A 25,686-nucleotide genomic window follows, 5' to 3' on the forward strand; every position below is an offset into this window, starting at 1 on the left:
CGGTACTGTCCGGGGTACTTCCCTGCAGCGGGGGGTACCCGCATCAGCTCGCGCCCGCGTCACCCGGGCAAATGAAAAGCCCCGCTTTCGCGGGGCTTTTCAGTCGCGATCCCGGTGAAGGAATCAGCGCTTCATCGAACCGAAGAACTCGTCGTTGGACTTGGTGTTCTTCATCTTGTCCAGCAGGAATTCCATCGCCGCGATCTCGTCCATCGGATGCAGCAGCTTGCGCAGGATCCAGATCTTCTGCAGCAGCTCCGGTTCGATCAGCAGGTCTTCGCGGCGGGTGCCGGAACGGTTGATGTCGATGGCCGGGTACACGCGCTTTTCGGCGATACGGCGGTTCAGGTGCACTTCGCTGTTGCCGGTGCCCTTGAACTCCTCGTAGATCACCTCGTCCATCTTCGAGCCGGTTTCCACCAGCGCGGTGGCGATGATGGTCAGCGAACCGCCTTCCTCAACGTTGCGCGCCGCACCGAAGAACCGCTTCGGGCGGTGCAGGGCGTTGGCATCGACACCGCCGGTCAGCACCTTGCCGGAGCTGGGCACGACGTTGTTGTAGGCACGCGCCAGACGGGTGATCGAGTCCAGCAGGATCACCACGTCCTTCTTGTGCTCGACCAGGCGCTTGGCGCGCTCGATCACCATTTCGGCAACCTGCACGTGGCGCGCGGCCGGTTCGTCGAAGGTCGAGGAAACCACTTCGCCGCGCACCGTGCGCTGCATCTCGGTCACTTCTTCCGGGCGCTCATCCACCAGCAGCACGATCATGTGGACTTCGGGATGGTTGGTGGTGATGGCCGTGGCCACCTGCTGCATCAGCATCGTCTTGCCGGCTTTGGGCGGTGAAACGATCAGCGCACGCTGGCCCTTGCCCTGCGGCGCCATCAGATCGAGGATGCGGCCGGTGATGTCTTCCGAGGAACCGTTGCCACGCTCCAGGGTGAAGCGCTTGCGCGGGAACAGCGGGGTCAGGTTCTCGAACAGCACCTTGTTCTTCGAGGCTTCGATCGGCTCACCGTTGATGGTGTCCACGATGTTCAGCGCGAAGTAGCGTTCGCCATCTTTCGGAAAACGGATACGGCCGGAGATATGGTCGCCGGTACGCAGGTTGAAGCGGCGGATCTGGCTGGGCGAGATGTAGGTGTCGTCCGGACCGGCCAGGTAGCTGGCCTCGGCCGCACGCAGGAAGCCGAAGCCGTCGGGCAGGATTTCCAGCACCCCATCGGCGGCAACGCCTTCACCGTGACGGGTCAGCACCTTCAGCAGCGCGAAGATCACGTCCTGCTTGCGGGCGCGGGCCACGCCTTCGGAAATCTGCAGCTGCTCGGCCACTTCCAGCAGCTTGTGCGCCGGCATGCGCTTGAGATCGCTCAGCGAATAGACCGGGAAGCCTTCCGGCACGCTCGGCATCGAACGGGGCACGTAGACCTCATTGCCGCCGTCACCGGACATGCCGCCGTCATCGCGTGGACGGTTGCGGTCACGGTCGCGACGGTTGCGGAAGCGGTCACGGCGGTTGCCCTGACCCTGACCCTGCGCATTGTGCTGGCCCTGGCGCTGCTGGCCATCGCTGTTGCGCGGCTCGCCGCCATCGTCCTGCGGACCGCTGGATGCAGCAGCCTGTCCCTCATGGCTGCCAGAGCCGGTGGCCGGTGCGGATGATTCGCTGGCCTGAGCCTGAGCCGGCGGTGCGGCAGGCAAAGGCAATGCCGGCTGGGCCGGTGCGGAGGCTGCCGGAGCGCTGGTGTCGCTGGCTTCGACGGTCTTGGCAACGCGCGGCTTGCGCACGCGCTTCTCGACGGGCGCGTCGGTGCTCCCGGTTTCGGAAGGAGTGTTCTCGGACAAGTGCTTGATTCCTCTCGCTTGGATGTGCGAGCGCCCTGCGGGGCGGCGAACTGGTTGGGAAGGGTCCGGGCTAGAACCCGACCGGAGGGTGCGGCAAGCGAATGCTGCCGGATGTCGCGACACTAACACCGCCCAGTGTGGCGGTGCAAGATGCCGGGAAACCTTGTTGGGCCGGCATATGGCAGGCCCGGAGGGGCCGGCGGCGGACAGCCGCCGGACCTTGCCGCTTGATCAGCCCAGGGCCTTGTCGATCATCTGGCTCAGCTGGCCTTTGCCGACCGCGCCGATCTGGGTGGCCTGGATCTGGCCATCCTTGAACAGCAGCAGCATCGGGATCGAGCGCACGTGATACTTCACCGCGGTGGCGCGGTTCTCGTCCACGTTGACCTTGGCGATCTTCAGCTTGCCGTCGTAGGCATCAGCGAGCTCGTCCAGAACCGGGGAAATCATCTTGCACGGGCCGCACCATTCAGCCCAGAAATCCACCAGGACCGGTTCGCCGGATTGCAGGACGGCGGTGTCGAAGTCGGCATCGCCGACGTGTAAAACCTTATCGCTCACTTTGGAGTCTCCTGGTGCAATGCGACTACCCGTGCCGGGTTGGCCGTCGCATTGCGGTAAACTGGGGCATTCGCGTAGACATACAGGGCAGGGCCCAACGTCACGCGACCCGGCGCAGGGGCCGCAGTGTGCGACGGCACCCGAATCGATGCAAGCTGCCCGGCCACCTTGGCCGGCCGGCACAACAAAGACAGAATAATGAGCGACAAACCGCTGACCGATGTGACGTTTTCCTCCTTCGACCTGCAGCCCTCGCTGGTGGCAGGCCTTGAAGGAGCTGGCTTCACCCGCTGTACCCCGATCCAGGCGCTGACCCTGCCGGTGGCCTTGCCCGGCGGCGATGTGGCCGGCCAGGCGCAGACCGGCACCGGCAAGACGCTGGCCTTCCTGGTGGCGGTGTGCAACCGCCTGCTGACCCGTCCGGCGCTGGCCGACCGCAAGCCGGAAGACCCGCGCGCGCTGATCCTGGCGCCGACCCGTGAGCTGGCGATCCAGATCCACAAGGACGCGATGAAGTTCACCGCCGACACCGGGCTGCGCTTTGCGCTGGTCTACGGCGGGGTGGATTACGACAAGCAGCGCGAGCTGCTGCAGCAGGGCGTGGACGTGATCATCGCCACCCCCGGCCGCCTGATCGACTACGTCAAGCAGCACAAGGTGGTCTCGCTGCACGCCTGCGAGATCTGCGTGCTGGACGAAGCCGATCGCATGTTCGACCTGGGCTTCATCAAGGACATCCGCTTCCTGCTGCGGCGCATGCCCGAGCGCACCACGCGCCAGACCCTGCTGTTCAGCGCCACCTTGAGCCACCGTGTGCTGGAGCTGGCCTACGAGCACATGAACGAGCCGCAGAAGCTGGTGGTGGAGACCGAAAGCATCACCGCCGACCGCGTGCGCCAGCGCATCTACTTCCCGGCCGACGAGGAAAAGCTGCCGCTGCTGATCGGCCTGCTGTCGCGCAGTGAAGGCGCCCGCACCATGGTGTTCGTCAATACCAAGGTGTTTGTCGAGCGCGTCGCCCGTGCGCTGGAAAAAGCCGGTTACCGCGTCGGTGTGCTGTCCGGTGACGTGCCGCAGAAAAAGCGCGAAAGCCTGCTCAAGCGGTTCCAGGCCGGCCAGCTGGAAGTGCTGGTGGCCACCGATGTGGCCGCGCGCGGTCTGCATATCGATGGCATCAAGTACGTCTACAACTACGACCTGCCGTTCGACGCCGAAGACTACGTGCATCGCATCGGCCGCACCGCGCGTCTGGGCGAGGAGGGCGATGCGATCAGCTTCGCCTGCGAGCGCTATGCGATGGGTCTGCCGGACATCGAGGCCTATATCGAGCAGAAGATTCCGGTTGAAGCGGTGACCAGCGAGCTGATGACCGCGCTGCCGCGTCCGGAACGCGCGCCGCTGCCCGAAGGCGAGGCCGAGGAAAGCGTGGGTGCGATTTTCCGCGAGGCCCGCGAGCAGAAGGCGGCCGACGAGGCCCGTCGCGGTGGTCGTGATGGCAAGCCGGGGGGCAGCCGTGGTGCCGATGGCAAGCCGCGCCCACCGCGCAAGCCGCGCGTGGAGGGTGAGCACAAGGCGGTCGATGCCGCGCCCAGGCCGCCGCGTCCGGCCGCCGTGGAGGCGCCGTCGGCGGCCAACAGCCCGGCCGTCGAGGGTGAGCGCGCGCCGCGCAAGCGTCGCCGTCGCCGTCATGGCCGTCCGGTCGAAGGTGCCGAAGGCGCGACCACCACGGCGCCGCCGAGCAATGGTCCCACCCAGGTGCCGGCCAAGCCGATGCGCACGGCGGGCAACGAGGCCGATTCGTTCCTGACCCGGCTGGGCCGCAAGATCCGCCGCATGTTGTCGGGCAGCTGATCGCCGCGGTCTCCGCGCCGCCTCGCAGTGGGGCGGCGCACGCGGGCCGCGCTCCGGCATAATCGCCGCATGAGCGTCCTGCGTTTTGACAATGTCACTAAACACTATGCCGGTGGCCATCCGGCGCTGGTGGATGTCAGCTTCGAGGTGGCCGCCGGCGAAATGCTGTTCGTCACCGGGCATTCGGGGGCAGGCAAAAGCACCCTGCTCAAGCTGATCCACCTGAGCGAGCGCCCCACGCGCGGCGCGGTTTTGTTCGCTGAGCGCAATCTGCTGAAGGTGCGCGGCGGCAAGGTCGCCCTGCACCGGCGCCAGGTCGGCGCGGTCTATCAGGATCACCGCCTGCTGACCGACCGCAGCGTCGGCGAGAACGTCGCCTTGCCGTTGATCCTGCGCGGTGATCGTCGCGCCGATGCGGACAAGCGCGTGCGCTCGGTGCTGGAGCGGATGGGCCTGGGGCATCGCGAGAAGGCCCTGCCCACGCAGCTGTCGGCCGGTGAGCAACAGCGCGTGGGCATCGCCCGCGCGATCGTGGCCGAACCCAGGCTGCTGGTGGCCGATGAGCCGACCGGCAATCTGGATCCGGCACTGGCGGCGGAAATCATGACCTTGTTCGCCGAACTGCCGGCGCGTGGCACCAGCGTGCTGGTGGTCAGCCATGACCTGGCCCTGCTCAAACAGATGCGCAAGCGCGTGTTGATCCTCGATCACGGCCGTCTGGTCGATGACATTTCGCCGCAGGACCTGGCCGAATGAGCGTAAGTACCCCGAACAAGCCCGCCAACAGCGCAGTGGCCGCGCCCTCGCGGCTGGGGATCTGGATCAGCCATCACCTGCACAGTGTGGTGTTCAGCCTCGGCCGTGCACTGCGCAAGCCATGGGCGACCCTGCTGACGGTGGCGGTCATGGCGCTGGCATTGGCATTGCCGCTGGGCCTGTCCATCGCCCTGGACAACCTCAAGCATTTTTCCGGCAGCGTGCAGCAGTCGCGCGACATCAACCTGTTCCTGAAGCCGGATCTGGATGCAGCCGCCACGCAGGCCGTGGTGCAGTCGCTGCGCGGCAACGCCGATGTTGCGCAGGTGGTGGTGCGTTCGCCCGATGAAGGATTGGCCGAGCTGCGCCACAGCGCCGGGCTGGGCGAGGCGATCGATGCCTTGGGTGACAATCCGTTGCCGACCTTGCTGATCGTCACCCCCGCCCATGGCGATGATGCGGCGTTGGCCAAGTCACTGGAGGCGCTGCCGCAGGCCGATCTGGTCCAGCACGATGCGCTGTGGCGGCAACGGCTGGACGGCTGGCTGGGCTTCGGCGCGCGGCTGGTGCAGGTGCTGTCGCTGCTGCTCGGGCTGGGCGCGGCGCTGGTGGTCGGCAATACCGTGCGGCTGGATATCCAGGCCCGCCGCGAGGAGATCGGCGTGCTGCAGCTGCTCGGCGCCAGTGACGGCTTCATCCGCCGCCCGTTTGTCTATCTGGGCGCATGGTACGGACTGGGTGCCGGGCTGGTCGCGCTGGCGCTGATCGGCGTCTGCGGGCTGGCGCTGCGGCCGCCGCTGGCCGCGCTTTCTCAAAGTTATGGCAGCCCGTTCGTGCTGCATGGGCTGGATCTGTTCCATTCGGTGATGGTGCTGGTGGCGACGACGATCCTGGGTTGGCTGGGGGCATGGCTGGTGACCGGCCACTTCCTCAGGCAGACTCGCCCGACCGAGACCTGAGGCCCGCATGCGAGCGCAAGAACTTAAACATCTGATCAGTGACGCCCCGCGGGTGATGGTGGTCGATGGTTCCAAACTGGTCCGCCGGCTGATTTCCGATGTGCTCAAGCGTGAGCTGCCGGATGTGGATGTCATCGGCTGCGCGAGCATCGCCGAGGCCCGCGAGGCATTGGCCGCCGGCCCGGTGCATCTGGTCACCACGTCGCTGGCGTTGCCCGATGGCGATGGCCTGGCGTTGGCGCGCAGCGTGCGCGAAACCGCGGCGCAGGCGTATGTGCCGGTGATCGTGGTCTCCGGCGATGCCCAGCAGCATCTGGAGCAGCGCCGTTTCACCGAGTTCGTCACCGACTATTTCGACAAATCGCTGGGCCACGAGGCATTGGCGACCTTCATCCGCGGCTATGTGCAGCCTGAGCCGGTGCCCGGCGCCACTGTGCTGTACGTGGAAGACAGCCGGGTGGTGGCCGAGGCGACCAAGCGCATGCTCGAACGCCACGACCTGCAGGTGGTGCATGTGCTTACCGCCGAGGACGCGTTCTCGCTGCTGACGGCCGAATCGCTGGGCCGCACCGTGCGTCGCATCGACCTGGTGTTGACCGACGTCACCCTCAAGGGCGAGCTCAACGGGGGCGACGTGGTCGAGCGCATCCGCGTCGATTTCGGCTATGGCAAGCGCCGTCTGCCGGTGCTGGTGATGACCGGCGACAGCAATCCGCACAACCAGTCGGCGCTGCTGCAGTCCGGTGCCAATGATCTGGTGCAGAAACCGGTGGAAGAACGCCTGCTGGTGACCAAGGTGCTGTTCCAGCTGCGACTGGCACGGCTTTCCCAGCCGGTCGTGGTGCTGTGAGCGAAGCGGCATCTGCGCAGATCCAGCTTGAATCCAGCTGGAAGGCCAGGATCGGCGACTGGCTGCTGCGCCCGGACATGCGCGAGCTGGCCGTGTTCCTGCGCCAGCGCAAGTCCGCCGGCGCGCAGGTGTTTCCCCCCGGGCCGCGGATCTTCGCCGCGTTCGAGGCCACGCCGTTCGAGCAGGTTAAGGTGGTGGTGCTGGGCCAGGACCCGTATCACGGCTATGGCCAGGCCCATGGCCTGAGCTTTTCGGTGCCGCCGGGCGTGCCAGTGCCGCCCTCGCTGCTCAACATCTATAAAGAGATCGAGGCCGATCTGGGCATTCCGCGCCCGGACCACGGCTGTCTGTTGCCGTGGGCGCGCCAGGGCGTGCTGCTGCTCAACGCCGTGCTCACGGTGGAAGAGGGCAAGGCCGGCGCGCACCAGGGCCGCGGCTGGGAAGGATTCACCGATCACGTGGTGGATGTACTCAACCGCGAGCGCGAGGGGCTGGTATTCCTGCTGTGGGGCGCCTACGCCCAGCAGAAGGGCAAGGTCATCGACACCCGCCGCCACCGCGTGCTCAAGGCGCCGCACCCGTCGCCGTTGTCGGCGCATCGCGGCTTCCTCGGCTGCCGTCACTTCTCCCAGGCCAATGAGTACCTGCAGCGGCGCGGGCTGGGCCCGGTCGACTGGGGTCTGCCATCGCGCCAGGTGCTGGAAGCCGGGTTCACTGCTGTCTGAATCTCCTTGATGCCTGTCATATCGCGGTGGCGTTGGCTTTGCTACGGTAGGACCTGTTGGAGTGCTCCTGCGTCGCGGTCGCCCATTCAGCTTTTACTGTGAGTTCTGCGACAAAAACAGAACGCTGGAACTTTTTCTGTACTCAGCAGTCCAATAGTCCGACTGCTAAGATGAGGTCCTATGAGCCAGAACACCTCTACTGCCCTTGTGGCAAACAATCTCCCGATTCCCAGCGCGCTCGGTTCGCTGGACGCCTATATCGGTGCCGTGCACCAGATCCCGGTGCTGTCGGTCGATGACGAGCAGGAACTGGCGCGCCGTTTCCGTGACGAGCAGGATCTGGATGCGGCACGCGAGCTGGTGCATTCGCACCTGCGCTTTGTCGTGCATGTGGCCCGCGGCTACAACGGTTACGGCCTGCAGCTGGGCGACCTGATCCAGGAAGGCAATATCGGCCTGATGAAGGCCGTCAAGCGCTTCGACCCGGACATGGGCGTGCGTCTGGTGTCCTTCGCGGTGCACTGGATCCGCGCCGAGATGCACGAGTTCATCTTGAAGAACTGGCGCATCGTCAAGGTCGCCACCACCAAGGCGCAGCGCAAGCTGTTCTTCAACCTGCGCAGGTCCAAGACCCGCTTGGGCTGGATGAACGCGGCTGAAGTCAGCGCGGTGGCCAAGGACTTGAACGTGTCCGAGCGCGAAGTGATGGAAATGGAATCGCGCCTGTCCGGCCGTGACATCGGTTTTGATGCGCCGACGGACGAGTACAACGACCACGCGCCGCCGTCACCGGCCGCCTATCTGGTCGCCCGCGAGGAAGACCCGTCGCAGGCCTACGAGCGCGAGGACAGCGAAGACAACCAGATGCAGCTTTTGCGCGAAGGTCTGGCCAAGCTGGACCAGCGTTCGCGTGACATCATCGCCCGCCGCTGGCTCGATGCCGACAGCAAGGTGACGCTGCAGGAGCTGGCCGACGAGTACGGTGTGTCGGCAGAGCGTATCCGCCAGATCGAGGCCAATGCGCTGAAAAAGATGAAGGCACTGTTCGCCGCCTGATCGGTGCGGCCTGGGTGTGACAAGGCAAAGGCCCGGGATTCCGGGCCTTTGCCGTTTTGGCGGGGCTGTCCGCCAAGCGCCGATGGCAGCGGTTGCGAAGGCGCATCCGCGTGCAGCGGATCGCCGGCACGCGCGCCGGAGATCAGCTGCCGGGCGTTTCCCCGGCGCCGCTGTCGGCATCGCCGAAGATGATGCGGGCGCCGCGCTGGTAGCTCCAGTACGCCACCGCCCAGTTCAGCAGCACCACCAGCCGGTTGCGGAAGCCGATCAGGAACAACACGTGCGCGGCCAGCCAGAACCACCAGGCCAGCACGCCTGACAGCTGCAGCCGGCCCATGTGCACGATGGCGGCCATGCGCCCGATGGTGGCGAGGTTGCCGTGGTCGCGGTAACGGAAGGGCGGCGGTGCCGGTGCATCCCGCAGACGCGCCTTGATGACCGTGGCGAGGTGGTTGCCCATCTGCTTGGCCGCCGGTGCCACACCGGGAACCGGGCGGCCATCGTCCTGCTGCAACGCGGCCAGATCCCCGGCGACGAAGATCTCCGGATGGCCGGGGACGGTCAGGTCGGGCTGCACCAGCACGCGGCCGGCACGGTCCAGCGGCACGTCCAGGGTCCGCGCCAGCGGCGAGGCGGCCACGCCCGCGGCCCAGACCACGGTACGGGCGGGGATATGCCTGTCGCCCAGCTGGAAGCCGTGGGCATCGATCGCGCTGACCGCGGTGCCGGTGAGCACCTCCACGCCGAGTTTCTCCAGCTGTCGCCGCGCCTTGAGCGAGAGCACTTCCGGAAAGCTGGACAGCACCCGTGGCCCGGCTTCGACCAGCCGGACCTTGGCCGCGGCCGGGTCGATGTGGCGGAACTCGTTTTTCAGGGTGTGGCGGGCGATCTCGGCCAGGGTGCCCGCCAGCTCGACGCCGGTGGGGCCGCCGCCGACGATGGCGAAACTCAGCCAGGCGGCCTTGCGCGCCGGGTCCGGTTCGGCCTCGGCACGTTCGAAGGCCAGCAGCAGTTTGCGGCGCAGCGCCAGCGCGTCGTCGAGGGTCTTCAGTCCGGGCGCGTCGGCGGCCCATTCGTCATGGCCGAAGTAGGCGTGGGTGGCGCCGCAGGCCACGACCAGCAGGTCGTAGCCGATCCGGCTGCCATCGCCCAGCCGCACCTGTCGGGCCTGCCTGTCGATCGCCACCACCTCGCCCAGCCGGACCTCGGCATTGTGCTGGCGGCCCAGGATGTGGCGCAGCGGCGCGGCAATATCGGGGGCCGACAGTCCGGCGGTGGCCACCTGGTACAGCAGCGGCTGGAACAGGTGGTGGTTGCGGCGGTCGACTAGGGTGATCCGCAGCGGTGCACCGGCCAGCGCACGGGTGGCCCATAAACCGGCAAAGCCGCCGCCGATGACCACAAGATGGGGAACGCGCGACATGCAGGACTCCGGTCGGGGCCGGCGGACCGGGCGGGTAGGAACGACAGTCACTGCCGATCATCGCACTGATGGGGCGTGAACCGGCGATGGTCGATACTCGGGGCCGTCCATTGCCGTGGAGCAGCGCCGTGTCCGACCCTGAAAAGCGTATCGCCGTGTTGATCGATGCCGACAACGCGCCGGCATCGAAGATCGATGAAATCCTGGTCGAGGTGGCCGCGTTCGGTGTGGCCAATGTGCGCCGCGCCTATGGCGACTGGAAGAATCCGCGGCTCAAGGGCTGGGAGAGCGTGCTGCACGAGTTCGCGATCCGGCCGATCCAGCAGTTCGCCTATTCCAAGGGCAAGAACGCCTCAGATATGGCGATGGTGGTGGATGCGATGGACCTGCTGTACGCGCGCAACCTGGACGGCTTTGCCATCGTCTCCAGCGATGCCGACTTCACCCCGCTGGTGATGCGGCTGCTGACCGACGGGGTGAAGGTCTATGGTTTTGGCGAGCAGAAGACGCCGCTGGCCTTCGTCAACGCCTGTTCCAAGTTCACCTACCTGGAAGCGCTGGGCAATGACGAACCGGAGCCGGTGATCACCACGGCGCACACCGCGGCCGCGGCGCCGGCGGAGGCTGACGCCACCGGCGATCCGGCCCCGGCTGCACCGATCACGCCACGGCCGGGCAACGAGCTGCGCGGTGACAGCCGCCTGCTCAATCTGCTGCGCGGTGCGATCGATGCGGCCGCCGATGACCAGGGCTGGGCCAAGCTCAGCGCGGTGGGCAACCAGATCGCCAACCGCGCCTCGTTTGATTCGCGCAATTACGGCTACCGCAAGCTCAGTGATCTGCTGGCGGCGGTGGGCCTGTTCGAGCTGAAGAAGGAAGGCAAGACCAGCTCGGTGCGGGTGCTGCCGCGCAAGGGCGCGCGCTGAACGCCGGCATGAGGGAGCCGCTCACACCACGGGAGGGACACAGATGCTGAAAATCTGGGGACGGCGCAATTCCAGCAACGTGCGCAAGGTGCTGTGGTGTGCCGAGGAGATCGGCCTGCCCTATGAATCGATCGAGGTCGGCGGCGCCTTTGGCGGCACGCGTACGGCCGCATACCGGGCGATGAATCCCAACGGCCTGGTGCCGGTGATCGAGGATCACGGCCTGCCGCTGTGGGAATCGAACACCATCGTGCGCTATCTGGCCGCGCGCTATGCGTTGGGCAGCCTGTATCCGGAAGAGGTGGCCGAACGCGCGCAGAGCGAGAAGTGGATGGACTGGACCAGCTCGAGCTTCGCGGTGGCCTTCCGCGACCTGTTCTGGGGCGTGGTGCGTACCGCGCCGGCCGATCGCGATGAAGTGCGGATCGCCGCCGCGCTGCTGCGCTGTGGCGAGCTGCTGGCGCTGGCCGATGCCGAACTGTCACAGCGGCCATGGCTGTCGGGCGAGCGCTTCGCGATGGGCGATATCCCGCTGGGGGCCTTCGCCTATGCGTGGTTCCAGATGCCCATCCAGCGTCCGGAGCTGCCGCATCTGGCCGCCTGGTATGCGCGGCTGCAGCAGCGCCCGGCCTATCGGACCGCGGTGATGACGCCGCTGACGTAACCACCCGGGCGCACCGTATCGATCGGCACGCGGCAGGCGATCGGCAAAAAAAACAGCCGCGCTGGAGCCAGCGCGGCTGTCGGGTGTTGCAGGCCCCGCACCCGAAGGTACGGGAGCCGGGGCTTAGAACTTGAAGTTCAGGCCCAGGTACAGCTGGCGGCCGGTGTAGCTGTTGGACAGCAGGCGCGCCTTGGTGTCGTTGCCCAGGTGCACGCGCTGTTCGGACTTGGTGGCGTTCAGTACCGAGGCGGTCACCGTCAGGTCCTCGCGGATGTTGTAGGCCGCGTTGAGGTCCAGCTGGTCGTACGGCTCGGAGTAGGAGGTGAAGCCGTTGTTGAGGCCACCGACGATTTCACCACGGCGGTTGTACGAGGCACGCGCGAGGAACTTGCTGTTCTCGTAGAACACGGTGAAGTTGGCCTGGTTCTTGGCGCTGCCCACCAGCGGCGAGGAGCCGATGTTCTCGCCATCGATCTCCACCGAAGCCAGGTTGGTGTCGTTGTAGGTGTAGTTGGCCTGGAAGCCCAGACCGAAATCGAAGGTGTACTGGCCGTACGCTTCGATACCCTGCGAGACGCCATCACGGCCGTTGGCCTGGGTGGAGTAGTTCTGCACGGTCACCGTCTGGCCGTCGACCGACATCTGCAGGTCACGCACCACCGGCACGGTGAAGTTCTTCACATCCTTGCGGAACACGCCCAGACCGGCCACGGCGCCCGGCTGGAAGTACCACTCCACGCTCAGGTCGTACTGGATAGCTTCAAACGGATCCAGGCCCTTGTTGCTGCCCGAGCCGTACCAGCCCGGGTTCGGCGCGCCGCCGGCGACGCGACGGTCGTTGCTGTACTCCTCCGAGTAATAGGTCAGGCCGCCCGGGTAGGCGATGGAGGTGTAGCTCGGACGGGCGATGACCTTGGAGGCGGCGCCACGCAGCACCACGTTGTCGGTCATGTCCCAGGCGATGTTGAAGCTGGGCAGGATGTCGGTGTAGGTCTTGTCCAGCGAGGCCATCACGTAGCTCTTCTCGCGGGCCAGCGCGTCGGGCAGACGCACAAAACCGCTTTCGCAGGTGTGACCGACCAGGCCGGCGGCGGCCGGATCGGTACAGGCCATCGGCGCACCGCTGGCGTTGTCGGCGAAATAGTCGTTGAAACGCTCGACCGAATCGCTCGACTCGGCGTGCTGCTTGGTGCGGGCCACGCGCAGGCCGACGTTGCCGCGCAGGCGCTCGGTACGGAAGTTGGCTTGGAAGTAGCCGGAGTTGACCTTCTCTTCGACGTTGTAGACGAAGTCCGACTCGCGGCGGTTGTGCATGCCGCCGTACTTATTGTTCAGGTACTCGATGTAGGCCGGGTAGTTGATGCCCGGGAAGATGTTGGCGTCAAAACCACCGGCGATGTTGCCGATCGGCTTGGACAGGAAGAAGCCCGGCTGGGCGTCGCCGGCGGTCGGATCACAGCCCGCCTGGTAGCGGTTGTCGTCGTAGTTGCTCGGATCGGTACCCGGGCATACCCAGTAGGTGTTGCCGGTGTTGCGGTGGATCTTGCTGTCGCTGTACTTGGTGCCGAACTGGATCGAATCCAGCCAGCCGGCCTCGAACAGCTTGGTGAAGTCGGCCTGGAAGTGGTTCTGCTCCATGCTCGTCTGCATCCACGACGAATCGGTCGAGCCGGTGTCCATCTCGGCCACGCCCGCCATCAGCTGGTCCTGCAGGTCCGGAGAGAACTGCACCGACGGGGTGCCGGTGATGTCCCAGGAGGTGAACTGGTTGCCGGCCTGCCACTGGCCATCGACCTTGCGGCGCGGCTTGGCGGCGGTGCGGAAGCTCATCGACGGACCACCCTCGGACCAGGTGCGGCCGCCGCCGAAGCTGGCCTTCCACAGCGTGCTGATGTCCCAGTCGATGGACAGGTCGGCGGTCTGCGACAGCGCCTTCTCGCGGCTGTAGGTGCCGGTCAGCTGCGGGGTCGGCACGGTGCAGTCGTCCGGACCCCAGCCGCCGCCCGGCAGGCCGGCGGCCGCCGCCTGGTCTTCGCTGCAGATGTAGGTCTTGCCGGCCAGCTTCTCGTACTCGGCGCCGGTGACGATGGTGCCGCTCGGATCCAGGGTGAAGCCGTTGAGCAGGCGGCCGGTTTCCCAGTTGCCGTCACCGGCCACGCGCGCCAGGTTCCATTCCGGCACCTTGAGCATGTTCTGGGTGTAGTTGCCTTCCAGCTCGAAGCGGAAGTAGTTGGCGGTCATGGTGACGTTGTCGACAGGCTTGAACTGGAACGTCAGCTGGCCGCCGGTGCGCTCACGCTTCTCGTCCTTGACCGCGAAGTTGACCGAGGTCGGCATGAAGAAGCCGGAGTAGTGGCCGCCGTTCTGGTCATAGATGCCCGAGGCGCCCCAGAACTTGGAGGCATCCGGCAGCGGGTTGCCGTTGACGTCGACCGGCGGATGCTTGGTGGTGCCGCGCTGGTTCCAGACGAAGTCGTTGATGATGTTGCCGTTGGCATCGACACGGTCGCTGTACCACTGCCAGTCTTCGGTGCTGACTTCCATGCTGCGGTTGTTGCGGTTCTGCTTGGTCGCGCCGACCAGCACACCGAAACGCTCGTCATCGCTGTGCCAGGAGTACATCGCCGAGGCCTGCGGGTCGACGCCGCTGCTGGTATCGGAGGAGGTGTACTCGACCGAAGCGAAGCCGGAGTTGGCTTCCATGTCCAGCGGACGGCGGGTACGCAGGATCACCGTGCCGCCGATGCCGCCTTCGTCGATGCGGGCTTCCGGGGTCTTGTACAGCTCGGCGGCCGAGAGCATGTTCGACGGCAGCAGGGTGTAGTTGAACGAGCGCGAGGCTTCGTTGTTGGTTTCCGAGGAGGCGACGAAGTTGCCGTTGAGCTGGGTCAGGGTCAGGTCCGAGGCCAGGCCGCGCACGCTGACGTTCTTGCCCTCGCCACCGCTGCGGCTGATGATAACGCCCGGCACGCGCTGCAGCGCGTCGGCCACGTTCTTGTCCGGGAACTTGCCCACATCTTCGGCGGTGATCACTTCGACCACGGCGTTGGCGTCGCGCTTCTGCTCCAGGCTCTTCTCGATCGCGTAGCGGTAGCCGGTGACGGTGACGCTGTCGAGCGTGGTGGCATCGGCTGCGGCGTCCTGTGCGAACGCGCTGGCCGGCACCATGGCCACGGCAAACAGTGCGGTGGCGATCGCCGCGGACAATGCGTCGCGGCTGTGCAGCAGTGATTTGTGTTTCATGGCGCTCTCTCCCTCTCCTGGATTGAATTCGGTGTCTGTGTAAAGAATTTTTATCGATCTAAAATTTCGAGGGAAAACAGCGCGGTGAAGCCGCCGCGTTCGGCCCGGATGACGGTGGTGCCGGACGTGGCGGTTCCCTGAAATTTTTCGATCGGTAGTGACTTGTCGATTTGGATCGATCTAAACTATTGGTGGTAGATTTTTTAGCACAGCCCTTTGCTGTGTGCATGCTGCTGCGCAATAAGGCGGCAATGATCGTTGCCGCGCGGCGCGTTGTCCATTGCCGAAATGGCCGGGTCGGGGCGGAAATGCGCAAGCCCTGCCGGCCCGGGAATCGAAGCGCGCCGGACGGGCGCCGCCCCGCCCATCGTCGCGGCGGGGGCGGGGCCGGTCTGCGCCACGGCGCGGCGAGATGTTGCGCCGCAGAATGCAAATACGGGAATTGCGCGGTTTACTTGGATCGATCTAAATTCATCAGGGTCTGAATCTGGAGCGATGCAAACGCAGTCACGGCTGTCTGCGGCGGCACTGTTTCATGCTTGGTTTCCCTGTCTGATCAAACGTTGCTTGCTTTACAGGTTCGTGTGATGACGCTTTCCCAGTCCCGGTGATGCCGGTGTTGGGCAGTGCCGTTGCGGGCCTGATCCGTTTACTGATCCCGGCACTCTCTCCATCCCCCGATGGGTCGGGTATCAGCGGCCCGGTTCGCCGGGCCACCCTTTTTGCCGTACCGACATCGACCCACAGGATCCACACATGAGCCGATCGCCGCTTGCCCCCCTCGACCGTTCCGCCCGTCGCCGCGTTGCCGGTGTCGCCTGCCTGCTGGCGCTGTCGTTCGCGCCGCTGCTGCAGGCAGCGCCCACCGCGCTGGAACGCGAGGTCAACACTTTCATCGGCAGCAAGGATGACGGCAACACGTTCCCGGGCGCGTCGGCGCCGTTTGGTCTGATCCAGGTCAGCCCGATCGGCAGCCACTATTCCGGCTGGCGCTATGACGACGAGAAGATCCGCGGCTTCGGCCACTCGTTCATCTCCGGCGCCGGTTGCTGGGAGCAGGGCGGCCAGGTTTCCATGCTGCCGGTGACCGGCACGATCGGCCCCGGGGGCGATTTCGACACCGCCGATGCCAAGAGCTTTGACCACAGGAAATACGCCTCGACCTACAGCCACGACGGCGAGATCGGCCAGGCCGGCTACTACAAGGTCCGCCTGACCAGCTACGGCGGCATCGACGTGGAAACCACCGCGCGTACCCGCGCCGCCGCCGAGCGCTACACCTTCGCCGCCGGGCAGAAGGAAGGCCAGGTGCTGGTCAACGTCGGCCAGGCCAACGAGCGCCATTCGGTGATCGGCAGCGTGATCGATGTGGTCGGCGACCGCGTGGTGGAAGGCAAGCTGGTCACCAAGAGCTTCTGCGGCGGCCACCAGTACACCACCTGGTTCCGGGTCGAGTTCGATCGCCCGTTCAAGGCCCATGGCACCTGGGGCGAGGCCGGCGGCCTGCCCGGCGCGCGCCACAGCATGGAAGGCGAGGCCAAGCCCAATGGCGCGTGGCTGAGCTTCGATCTGGCCGACGGCCGCGCGGTCACCGCCACCACCGCGATCTCGCACGTCGATGCCGAAGGCGCGCGCAACAACCTGCGTGCCGATGGCATGCAGGGCGGCAAGCTGATCGGTTTCGACCGCATGCGCGAGATGTCGCAGCAGCAGTGGCGCCAGCAGCTTGCCGGGGTCAAGGTCGAAGGCGGCAGCCAGGACGACCGCACCGTGCTGTACACCGCGCTGTACCACGCGCTGCTGCAGCCGATGACCGGCAGCGATGCCGATGGCCGCTACCGTGGCTATGACGATGCGATCCACCGCGCCGACGGCTGGACCTACTACGAGTACTTCTCGCTGTGGGATACCTACCGTTCGCAGAACCAGTGGCTGGCGCTGACCCAGCCGCAGGTGGCCCGCGACATCGGCCGCACCGTGCTGGCGATCAACGAACAGGGCGGCTGGCTGCCGCGCTGGGGCTACGCCAACTTCGAAACCAACATCATGACCGGCGACCCGGTCACCCCGTTCCTGGTGGACCTGTGGCGCTTTGGTGCGCTCAAGGGCCGCGAGAACGAGGCGTGGGACGCGCTGCGCCGCAACGCCTTCGAGATGCCGCCGATCAATTCGCGCATGGCCGGCCGTTCGGGCAACGCCAGCTACCAGGCCGAGGGTTACGTGGCCTACGACCGCGCCTTCCCCTCCAAGGGTATGGACGTGGATCCGCACCACGGCGGCTCGGCGACGCTGGAATACGCGCTGGCCGACTGCTCGCTGGCGCACATGGCCGACCGTCTGGGCCATGACGCCGACGCGGCGCTGCTGCGCGAACGCGGGCGCAACTGGCGCAAGGTGTGGGATGCCACGGTGCGCGACGAGGAGACCGGTTTCAGCGGTTTCCCGCGCCCGCGTGGCGAGGACGGCAACTGGTACACGCCCTCCAACGGCCACTACAGCCCGCGCTCGCAGCACGGCTTCCATGAGGGCACCGGCTGGCAGTACCAGTGGCTGGCGCAGCAGGACGTGCCGGGTCTGGTCGAAGCGATGCATGGCCGCGAGCAGGCCGGCAAGCGCCTGGATGCGTTCTTCGCCTATGACGAACTGCTCAAGGCCCCGCTTACCGCCGCGCGCAAGGAATGGGTGGTCGGCCCCTACAGCTACTACAACCAGTTCCGCTACAACCCCAACAACGAGCCGGACCTGCATGCCCCGTGGATGTACACGCTGATCGGCCAGCCGTGGAAGACCGCCACCGTGGTGCGCGCCGCGCAGCAGCTGTTCACCAACGCGCCCAACGGCGTGACCGGCAATGACGACCTGGGCACGATGTCGGCGTGGTACCTGTTCAGCGCGCTGGGCCTGTACCCGGCGGTGCCGGGCAGCGGCGAGTTCCTGCTGCACACCCCGCGTTTCAGCAAGGCGCAGATCGCCCTGGGCAACGGCCGCACCCTGAACCTGCTGGCGCCGGGCGCCGATGGTCGCGCGCTGCAGTACATCCAGAGTGTGCATGTCGATGGCAAGCCGCAGCCGGCCGTGTGGCTGGACTGGGAGCGCCTGCAGCGCGGCGGCACGGTGACGTTCGAACTGGGCGCGCAGGCACCGGAACAGGGCTGGGGCACGGCCGTTTCCGACCTGCCGGTCTCGTTCTGCGCCGCACCGGGCAGTGTCCTGAAGTGAGCCGCCGGGGCGCCAGAACCGGAGGACAGGGCACGGCCGCGACAGGTCGTGTTCAGGATCCTATAGGCTTGGCGCTCCCTGCCACCCCCGCGGACACGATGAACGAATCTCCTTCCGGCGCCAGCAGCGGCGCCCGCAAAGCCGGCCAGCGCGCCGTCACCGTCACCGACATCGCCCAGGCGGTGGGGGTGTCGCGGGCGACGGTGTCGCTGGTGCTGCGTGGCAGTCCGCTGGTCAATGTGGACACCCGTGCCAAGGTGGAGGCCGAACTGCGCCGCCAGCGTTACGTCTACAACCGCACCGCGGCCAATCTGCGCCGGCGCACCTCGTCCTCGATCGCGCTGGTGATCAACGACCTGTCCAATCCGTTCTTCGCCGAGTTCGCCTCCGGGGTGGACGAGGCGCTGGGTGACAAGGGCTATGTGACCCTGCTGGGCAGCACCGGCGAATCGCCCAAACGGCAGCAGGCGGTGCTGAGCACGCTGATGGAACACACTCCGACCGGGCTGATCCTGTCCCCGGCCGAAGGCAGCGATACCGCCCAGCTGCAGCAGGTGCTGGGCGTCAATGCCAACGTGCTGCTGTTCAACCGCGAACTGCCCGGCGCCGCGTGGGATTTCCTCACCCTGGACAACCGGCAGGGCGCCTACCTGGCGACCCGCCATCTGATCGAACAAGGGCACCGCGACATCGCGTTTTTCGGTGGCCATGGCGCCTCCAGCTCCTGCGCCCAGCGCCGACTGGGCTACCAGCAGGCGCTGGCCGAAGCCGGATTGCCGGCGCGTCCGCACTGGCTGATCGAATCGGCACCGAACCGGCTGGAAGCGGCCGAACGCACCGGCGAGCTATTCGAAGGTGCGGACAAGCCCACGGCGGCGGTCTGCTACAACGACACCGTGGCGCTGGGGCTGATGCTGGGCCTGACCTCGCGCGGTATCCGTCCCGGTACCGATTTCGCGGTGACCGGTTTTGACGATATCTCCGAGGCGGCCGTGGCTGTGCCGCCGCTGACCACCTTGACTGCCGATCCGCGCGAACGTGGCCGCCAGGCCGCGGCGTTGCTGCTGCAGCGTCTGGACACCCCCGACGCGGCACCGATGCGCACCGTGGCCCCGGTGCAGCTGCGTGTGCGCGAAAGCAGCGCAGCGCGTTTGACCTGATCCCTTTCCTTTCCCGTCATCAACCCGCAGAGGCGCTTACCGCATGCCGATTCCATCAACACCGCTGCCGTCCAGGGCATCGTCCGCGCCCGTGGTCAACACGCGGATGGCCTTGTGGGTGGCCACCAGCATCTTCTTCATGTGGGGCTTTCTCACCTGCCTCAATGACATCCTGATCCCGCACCTGAAGGCGGTGTTCGAACTGAACTACGCCCGCGCGATGCTGGTGCAGTTCACCTTCTTCGGCGCGTACTTCCTGATGTCGCTCCCGGCCGGGCGTCTGGTCGCGCGGCTGGGCTACAAGCAGGGCATCGTCGCCGGTCTGGTGATCGCCGGGATCGGCGCGCTCGGCTTCTGGCCGGCGGCGGAACTGCGCATCTACGGCGCCTTCCTCGGCGCGCTGTTCGTGCTGGCCACCGGCATCACCGTGCTGCAGGTGGCGGCCAACCCGTATGTCGCGCTGCTCGGGCCCGAGCGCACCGCCTCCAGCCGGCTGACCCTGGCGCAGGCGCTGAACTCGCTGGGCACGGCGATCGCGCCGATCTTCGGTGGCCTGCTGATCCTGGGCAACACCGTCAAGAGCGCCGACGAGCTGGCCGTGCTGCCGCTGGCCGAACAGGTCGCCTACCGCACCGCCGAAGCACAATCGGTGCAGGGCCCGTACCTGGGCCTGGGCATCGCGCTGTTTGCCCTGGCGCTGTTCGTGTTCCTGTTCCGCCTGCCGGCATTGACCGAGAACAGCGAGCAGGCCGACAGCGCCCGCCACAGCTACGGCGATGCGCTGCGCCATCGCCACCTGCTGTTCGGCGTACTGGCGATCTTCTTCTACGTCGGCGCCGAAGTGTCCATCGGCAGCTTCCTGGTCAACTACCTGTCGCTGCCCAACATCGGCGGCTTCAGCGAACAGGAAGCCACCCACTACGTGTCGCTGTACTGGACCATGGCGATGGTCGGCCGCTTCGCCGGCTCGGCGCTGCTGGTGCGGTTCTCGCCGCGCAAACTGCTGGCCCTGTTCGCGCTGGTCAACGTGGGCCTGCTGGCCCTGACCATGGGCAGCCAGGGCAAGGTCGCGCTGTACTCGGTGGTGGCCACCGGCCTGTTCAACTCGATCATGTTCCCGACCATCTTCGCGCTCGGCATCGAGCGTCTGGGGCCGCTGACCAACAAGGCGTCCAGCCTGCTGATCATGGCCATCGTCGGTGGCGCGCTGGTGCCGTTCCTGCAGGGCCTGCTGGCCGACCGCATCGGCGTGCACCATTCCTTCGTATTGCCGTTGCTGTGCTACGGCTATGTCATTTTCTACGGCCTGGTCGGTTCCCGTTCCAGCGTCGGCAACAGCCAGGGAGGCTGAGGCCAGATGGGCAAGATTGTTTGTTTCGGCGAAATTTTGATCGATCTACTAGCGCAGCCGCCGGCCTCGCCGGAGACCCCGCGCGCGTTCCTGCAGTACGCCGGCGGCGCGCCGGCCAACGTCGCCGTGGCCGCGGCCCGGCTCGGCGCCCGCAGCCATTTCGCCGGCATGGTCGGGCGTGACATGTTTGGCGACTTCCTGGTCGGCAGCCTGGCCGAGGCCGGGGTGCAGACCGACTGCATCGTGCGTACCGACGCGGCCAAGACCGCGCTGGCGTTTGTCGCGCTGGACGCCCACGGCGAGCGCAGCTTCAGTTTCTACCGCCCCCCGGCGGCGGACCTGCTGTTCCGCAGCGAGCACTTCACCGCGGCCTGTTTCGACGACACCGCCTGTTTCCACGTCTGCTCCAACAGCCTGACCGAGCCGGCCATCGCCGCGGCGACCTTCGCCGGCATGGATCGCGCCCGCGCCGCCGGTGCGGTGGTCAGCCTGGATCTGAACCTGCGTCCGGCGCTGTGGCCGGCCGAGGTCGATCCGACCCCGTGGCTGTGGCAGGCGCTGGAACGCGCCGACCTGATCAAGCTCTCGCGCGAGGAGCTGGACTATCTGGCGCAGCCGCTCGGCGCCGATGGCGATGCGCAGGTGCTCTCGCGTCTGCTCGCCGCGCAGGCGCGCTGGGTGATCGTCACCGATGGCGCCGGCGCATTGCGCTGGTACACGCGCGAGGATCAGGGCGTGGTGCCGAGCTTCACCGTGAAGACGGTCGACACCACCGCGGCCGGTGACGCCTTTGTCGGCGGCGTGCTGTTCGGCCTGACCGAGCGTGGCGGGGCCGGCAGTGGCTTTGCCACGTTCTGCGCCGATGCCGACGCCATCACCGCCACCTTGCGCTTCGCCGCCGCGGTTGGCGCGCTGGCGGTCACCCGCAAGGGCGCCTTCGCCGCCATGCCTTCTCTGCAAGATGTGCAGCAGCTGCTGCAGCAACAGGACGCCCTCGCATGACCACCACGCCCGACTTCCGCTCCCCGGCCTTCCTGCGCGCGCATATCGCCGACACGATGGCCTTCTACCACCCGCGCTGCATCGATCCGCAGGGCGGCTTCTTCCACTACTTCCGTGACGACGGCAGCGTCTATGACGCCGGCCACCGCCACCTGGTCAGCAGCACCCGCTTCGTCTTCAACTACGCCATGGCCTACCGCGAGTACGGCAATGCCGAGTACCTGGAGGCGGTGAAGCACGGCGTGGATTACCTGCGCAACGTGCACCGCAATCCGGCCACCGGCGGCTACGCCTGGACGCTGCGCGATGGCGCCGTCGAGGACGACATGAACCACTGCTACGGCGTGGCCTTCGTGTTGCTGGCCTACAGCTGCGCGCTGAAGGCCGGGATCGAGCAGGGCCGCGAGTGGATGGACGAGACCTGGCAGCTGCTGGAGCGTCACTTCTGGGAACCGCAGCACGGCCTGTACCGCGACGAGGCCGACGCGAACTGGAACTTCACCGGCTACCGTGGCCAGAACGCCAACATGCACATGTGCGAGGCGATGCTGGCCGCGTTCGAGGCCAGTGGCGAACAGCGCTATCTGGATCGCGCGCTGCAGCTGGCCGACAACATGACCCGCAAGCAGGCCGCCAAGGCCGGCGGTCTGGTCTGGGAACACTACGACACCGACTGGAACATCGACTGGAACTACAACCTGGACAACCCCAAGCACCTGTTCCGTCCGTGGGGCTTCCAGCCCGGCCACCAGACCGAGTGGGCCAAGCTGCTGATGATCCTGGACCGTCATGTCGATGCCGACTGGCTGGTGCCCACCGCCGCGCACCTGTTCGACAACGCGGTGGCCTGTTCCTGGGACGAGGCACGCGGCGGCCTGTACTACGGCTTCGCGCCGGAGACCCGCCGCCAGCCGGGCATGGACGGCGCGCCGATCGGTGGCGACAGCTTCGTCTGCGACGACGACAAGTACTTCTGGGTGCAGGCCGAGTCGCTGGCCGCGGCCGCGCTGCTGGCCCAGGGCACCGGCGAGGCGCGCTACTGGCAGTGGTACGACAAGCTGTGGGCCTATTCGTGGGAGCACCTGGTCGATCACCAGTACGGCGCGTGGTTCCGCATCCTGGACGCGGACAACCGCAAATACAGCGACGAGAAGAGCCCGGCCGGCAAGACCGACTACCACACCATGGGCGCCTGCCACGAAGTGTTGAACGTGGTGCGCGAGGGCGCGCCGGGCTGATTTCCGGCGCGTACAGCACAACCAACGGAGGCAGCATGCAGCAGCGGTCGCATCAACATTTCCAAGCGGTAGCACCGCGACTGGGCTGGGTGCGGCGCGCACTGGCCGCCTGTCTGCTGTGCGGCCTGGCCGGCGCCGCGCTGGCCGCGCCGTTGCAGGCGCAATGGAGCTTCCGGCTGCTGCCGGGTGATGCGCAGCTGTCCGCGCATCCGGGTATGGAGACGTGGCGCGCGGCCACGGTGCCGGGCAGCGTGCATACCGATCTGCTCGCCAACGGTCTGATCGGCGATCCGTATGTGGGCGCGGCCGAGGCCGGGCTGCAGTGGATCGGGCTGGGCGACTGGGAATACCGGGCGCGCTTCGATGTGGACGCGGCCACGCTGGCGCGCCCGCATGCCGAGCTGCGTTTCGACGGTCTGGACACCTTTGCCGAGGTCCGCCTCAACGGCCAGCCGCTGCTGCAGGCCGACAACGCGCACCGCACCTGGCGCGCGCGGGTGGACGGGCAGCTGCGCGCCACCGGCAACGAGCTGCGTATCGTGTTCCGCTCGCCGATCCGCACGCTGCTGCCGCAGGTGCAGGCGATGGAGCACAAGATCGCCGGCAACTATCCCTCGCCCTACGGTGATGAGCCCAAGGACGCGATGGTCGGCAACTTCGTGCGCAAGCCGGCCTACCACTTCGGCTGGGACTGGGGCCCGCGCTATGTCACCGCCGGCGTCTGGCGGCAGGTGCATATCGACAGCTGGGATGACCAGCGCATCACCGATCTGGCGGTGCGCACCGATGCGCTGGACGCCGACCGCGCCGCGCTGAGTGTGCTGCTGCAGGTCGAACACAGCGCGGCGGCCGGCACGGTGCCGGTGGCGCTGGAGGTGCTCGACCCGGAGGGCAAACCGGTGGCGCAGCTCCGCCGCAAGGTCGCGCTGCAGCCGGGCAGCCGCACGCTGGAGCTGCCCATCGAGATCGCCCAGCCGCGGCGCTGGTGGCCGGTCGGCTATGGCGCGCAGGACCGCTACACGGTGACGGCGCGTATCGGCAGCGGTGCCGGCGAGGCGCTGTCTTCCAGCATCCGGACCGGTCTGCGTTCGGTGCAGCTGCAGCGTGACGAGGATGCCGACGGCGGCCAGGGCTTCGCCTTCGTGATCAATGGCGTGCCGGTGTTCGCCAAGGGCGTCAACGCCATTCCATTCGACGCGTTCCCGGCCCGGGTGACGCGCGAGCGCCTGCGCCGTGACCTGCAGAGCGCGCGCGACGCGAACATGAACATGGTCCGCAACTGGGGCGGCGGCTATTACGAGAGCGAGGACTTTTTCGATCTCGCCGACGAACTGGGCCTGCTGGTCTGGCAGGACTTCATGTTCGGTGGCGGCATGCAGCCCGGCTTCGATCCGGCGTTCCGCGCCAATGTGGTGGCCGAGGCGCGCGACAACATCCGCCGTCTGCGCCACCACCCCAGCATCGTGCTGTGGTGTGGCAACAACGAGGAAGAAACCGCGTGGAAGGACTGGGGCCACGGCAAGACCTTGAAGGAGGCCGACCCGGTGTTCGCCGATAAGGTCTGGCAGGGCTATGTGGAGCTGTTCGGCAACGACCTGCGCGCAGTGGTGGCCGAAGAAGGCCTGGGCGTGCCGTACTGGTCCAGCTCGCCGAGCAACGATCTGGATACCAAGGCCAACGATTCGCGGCGCGGTGACAAGCACTACTGGGACGTCTGGGGCGGGCCGGCGCTGCCGCCGACCGCCTACCTGAAGGAAACCCCGCGCTTCATGTCCGAATACGGGCTGCAGGCCTGGCCGCAGCAGTCCACGGTGGATGCCTTCGCCACGCGTGACGAGCAGCAGATCGACGGGCCGGTGATCCGCGCCCACCAGAAGTTCATGGCCGGCGAGGGCAACGCGCGCCTGCTGCATTACATCGCGATGGAATACGGCACGCCGCGCTCGTTCGCCGATTTCCTCTATCTGGGCCAGGCCATGCAGGCCGAGGGCATCGCGCTGGCCGCGCTGCACCACCGTGCCTCGCGCCCGTACACGATGGGCTCGCTGTACTGGCAGCTCAATGATGTGTGGCCCGGCGCGTCGTGGTCGAGCGTGGACTACTACGGCAACTGGAAGGCGCTGCATTTCCATGCGCGGCGGTTCTTCGCCGAGGTCGCGGTGGCGGCGCTGCGTGATGAGGGCACCACGTCGGTGAGCCTGCTCAACGATGGCCTGCAGCCGCTGCCGGCGCAGTGGCGGCTGCGCGTGCTCGATTTCGACGGCCGCGTGCTGCAGCAGCGCGAACAGGCGCTGACGCTGGCACCGCAGTCGGCGACCGCGGTAGCGCGGTTGAGCGATGCCGAACTGCTGCAGGGCGCCGACCCGCGCCGCAGCGTGGCGGCGTTCGAGCTCATGCGTGACGGGACGTTGCTAGCGCAGCGGCTGGTGTACTTCACCGCCGCCAAGGACCAGGCACTGGCGGCCGGTCAGCTGCAGACCGAGCTGCGTGCGGTGGGCGATCACCACGTGCTGCAGTTGCGCAGCGCCGGGCTGGTGCGGGGGATCTGGATCGGTTTCGATAGAAACGTGGCCAGCGTCGAGGACAACGCCTTCGACCTGCTGCCGGGCCAGAGCCGCGAGCTGGTGGTGCGCGGCGCCGCGGATCTGGCGACCCTGCGCAAGGCGCTGCAGGTGCGCACGCTGGGCGACACGCTCTAGCTCCTTCCGTCCCCCGACAGTCGCACCTGTTCCGGCCGGCCTGCACAGGGTCGGCCGGTGCTTTTTCAGTCTGTAGGCCGGGCAAGGCCAATGGCCGCACCCGGGAAACCTCGCCGTGCCGGCATCGACGACATCCCGGGTGCGCTTCGCTTACC

18 protein-coding genes are annotated in these 25,686 nt (G+C 66.9%); 14 read left to right on the forward strand and 4 right to left on the reverse strand.

Features of this window, described 5'->3' with window-relative positions; genetic code table 11:
• Positions 1-123: 123 nt before the first annotated feature.
• Positions 124-1,848 carry a transcription termination factor Rho gene (gene rho / locus ACVOMH_RS11785; RefSeq protein WP_481552078.1) on the reverse strand — a complete coding sequence of 575 codons (1,725 nt, stop codon included), beginning with the start codon at positions 1,846-1,848 and terminating at the stop codon, positions 124-126.
• Positions 1,849-2,079: 231 nt separating this feature from the next.
• Positions 2,080-2,409 carry a thioredoxin TrxA gene (trxA, locus tag ACVOMH_RS11790; protein WP_481552079.1) on the reverse strand — a complete coding sequence of 110 codons (330 nt, stop codon included), beginning with the start codon at positions 2,407-2,409 and terminating at the stop codon, positions 2,080-2,082.
• Between the two features lie 198 nt (positions 2,410-2,607).
• Here trxA and rhlB point away from each other — a divergent pair, with 198 nt between their 5' ends.
• From rhlB to rpoH, 6 genes are all read left to right on the forward strand, one after another.
• Entirely contained in the window at positions 2,608-4,260 is a 1,653-nt protein-coding gene (rhlB, locus tag ACVOMH_RS11795; RefSeq protein WP_481552080.1) for an ATP-dependent RNA helicase RhlB, read from the forward strand.
• 69 nt (positions 4,261-4,329) lie between these two features.
• Positions 4,330-5,016, forward strand: coding sequence for a cell division ATP-binding protein FtsE (gene ftsE, locus ACVOMH_RS11800; protein ID WP_054659484.1), 687 nt, complete (start codon positions 4,330-4,332; stop codon positions 5,014-5,016).
• A complete protein-coding gene (gene ftsX, locus ACVOMH_RS11805; RefSeq protein ID WP_481523121.1) occupies positions 5,013-5,975 on the forward strand; it encodes a permease-like cell division protein FtsX in 963 nt (320 codons plus the stop codon). Before ftsE ends, ftsX begins: the two co-directional genes overlap by 4 nt.
• A 7-nt stretch (positions 5,976-5,982) precedes the next feature.
• A complete protein-coding gene (locus tag ACVOMH_RS11810) occupies positions 5,983-6,825 on the forward strand; it encodes a response regulator (protein WP_481523122.1) in 843 nt (280 codons plus the stop codon).
• On the forward strand, positions 6,822-7,550 hold the full coding sequence (gene ung / locus ACVOMH_RS11815; protein ID WP_481552081.1) for a uracil-DNA glycosylase: 729 nt from the start codon (positions 6,822-6,824) through the stop codon (positions 7,548-7,550). The genes ACVOMH_RS11810 and ung overlap by 4 nt, the downstream gene beginning before the upstream one ends.
• 180 nt (positions 7,551-7,730) lie before the next feature.
• Entirely contained in the window at positions 7,731-8,606 is an 876-nt protein-coding gene (rpoH, locus tag ACVOMH_RS11820; RefSeq protein ID WP_481552082.1) for an RNA polymerase sigma factor RpoH, read from the forward strand.
• 142 nt (positions 8,607-8,748) lie between these two features.
• On the opposite strand, the gene ACVOMH_RS11825 is transcribed toward rpoH, so the two are convergent.
• Positions 8,749-10,029 (reverse strand): NAD(P)/FAD-dependent oxidoreductase, encoded by a 1,281-nt coding sequence (locus ACVOMH_RS11825; protein WP_481552083.1) that lies wholly within the window; start codon positions 10,027-10,029, stop codon positions 8,749-8,751.
• 128 nt (positions 10,030-10,157) lie between these two features.
• On the opposite strand from ACVOMH_RS11825, the gene ACVOMH_RS11830 reads away from it, so the two are divergent.
• On the forward strand, positions 10,158-10,955 hold the full coding sequence (locus ACVOMH_RS11830; protein WP_057506279.1) for an NYN domain-containing protein: 798 nt from the start codon (positions 10,158-10,160) through the stop codon (positions 10,953-10,955).
• 43 nt (positions 10,956-10,998) lie between these two features.
• Entirely contained in the window at positions 10,999-11,619 is a 621-nt protein-coding gene (locus tag ACVOMH_RS11835; RefSeq protein WP_481552084.1) for a glutathione S-transferase family protein, read from the forward strand.
• 123 nt (positions 11,620-11,742) lie between these two features.
• Here ACVOMH_RS11835 and ACVOMH_RS11840 read toward each other — a convergent pair whose 3' ends face one another.
• Complete coding sequence (locus ACVOMH_RS11840) at positions 11,743-14,862, reverse strand: TonB-dependent receptor (RefSeq protein ID WP_481523128.1); 3,120 nt, start codon at positions 14,860-14,862, stop codon at positions 11,743-11,745.
• Positions 14,863-15,618: 756 nt separating this feature from the next.
• Here ACVOMH_RS11840 and ACVOMH_RS11845 point away from each other — a divergent pair.
• The 6 genes from ACVOMH_RS11845 to ACVOMH_RS11870 all read left to right on the forward strand — a co-directional run bounded on the left by ACVOMH_RS11845 (position 15,619) and on the right by ACVOMH_RS11870 (position 25,531).
• Entirely contained in the window at positions 15,619-18,081 is a 2,463-nt protein-coding gene (locus ACVOMH_RS11845; protein ID WP_481552085.1) for a GH92 family glycosyl hydrolase, read from the forward strand.
• 98 nt (positions 18,082-18,179) lie between these two features.
• Positions 18,180-19,241, forward strand: coding sequence for a LacI family DNA-binding transcriptional regulator (locus ACVOMH_RS11850; protein WP_481552086.1), 1,062 nt, complete (start codon positions 18,180-18,182; stop codon positions 19,239-19,241).
• A gap of 106 nt (positions 19,242-19,347) precedes the next feature.
• Positions 19,348-20,592 (forward strand): L-fucose:H+ symporter permease, encoded by a 1,245-nt coding sequence (gene fucP / locus ACVOMH_RS11855; protein WP_481523325.1) that lies wholly within the window; start codon positions 19,348-19,350, stop codon positions 20,590-20,592.
• 6 nt (positions 20,593-20,598) lie between these two features.
• A complete protein-coding gene (locus tag ACVOMH_RS11860; protein WP_481552087.1) occupies positions 20,599-21,594 on the forward strand; it encodes a carbohydrate kinase family protein in 996 nt (331 codons plus the stop codon).
• Positions 21,591-22,832, forward strand: coding sequence for an AGE family epimerase/isomerase (locus ACVOMH_RS11865; RefSeq protein WP_481552088.1), 1,242 nt, complete (start codon positions 21,591-21,593; stop codon positions 22,830-22,832). Before ACVOMH_RS11860 ends, ACVOMH_RS11865 begins: the two co-directional genes overlap by 4 nt.
• A 35-nt stretch (positions 22,833-22,867) precedes the next feature.
• The gene (locus ACVOMH_RS11870) at positions 22,868-25,531 is read left to right on the forward strand and encodes a beta-mannosidase (RefSeq protein WP_481552089.1); all 2,664 of its coding nucleotides are present in this window, start codon (positions 22,868-22,870) and stop codon (positions 25,529-25,531) included.
• Positions 25,532-25,686: the final 155 nt, after the last annotated feature.

This window comes from Stenotrophomonas sp. STEN013, assembly GCF_056760355.1.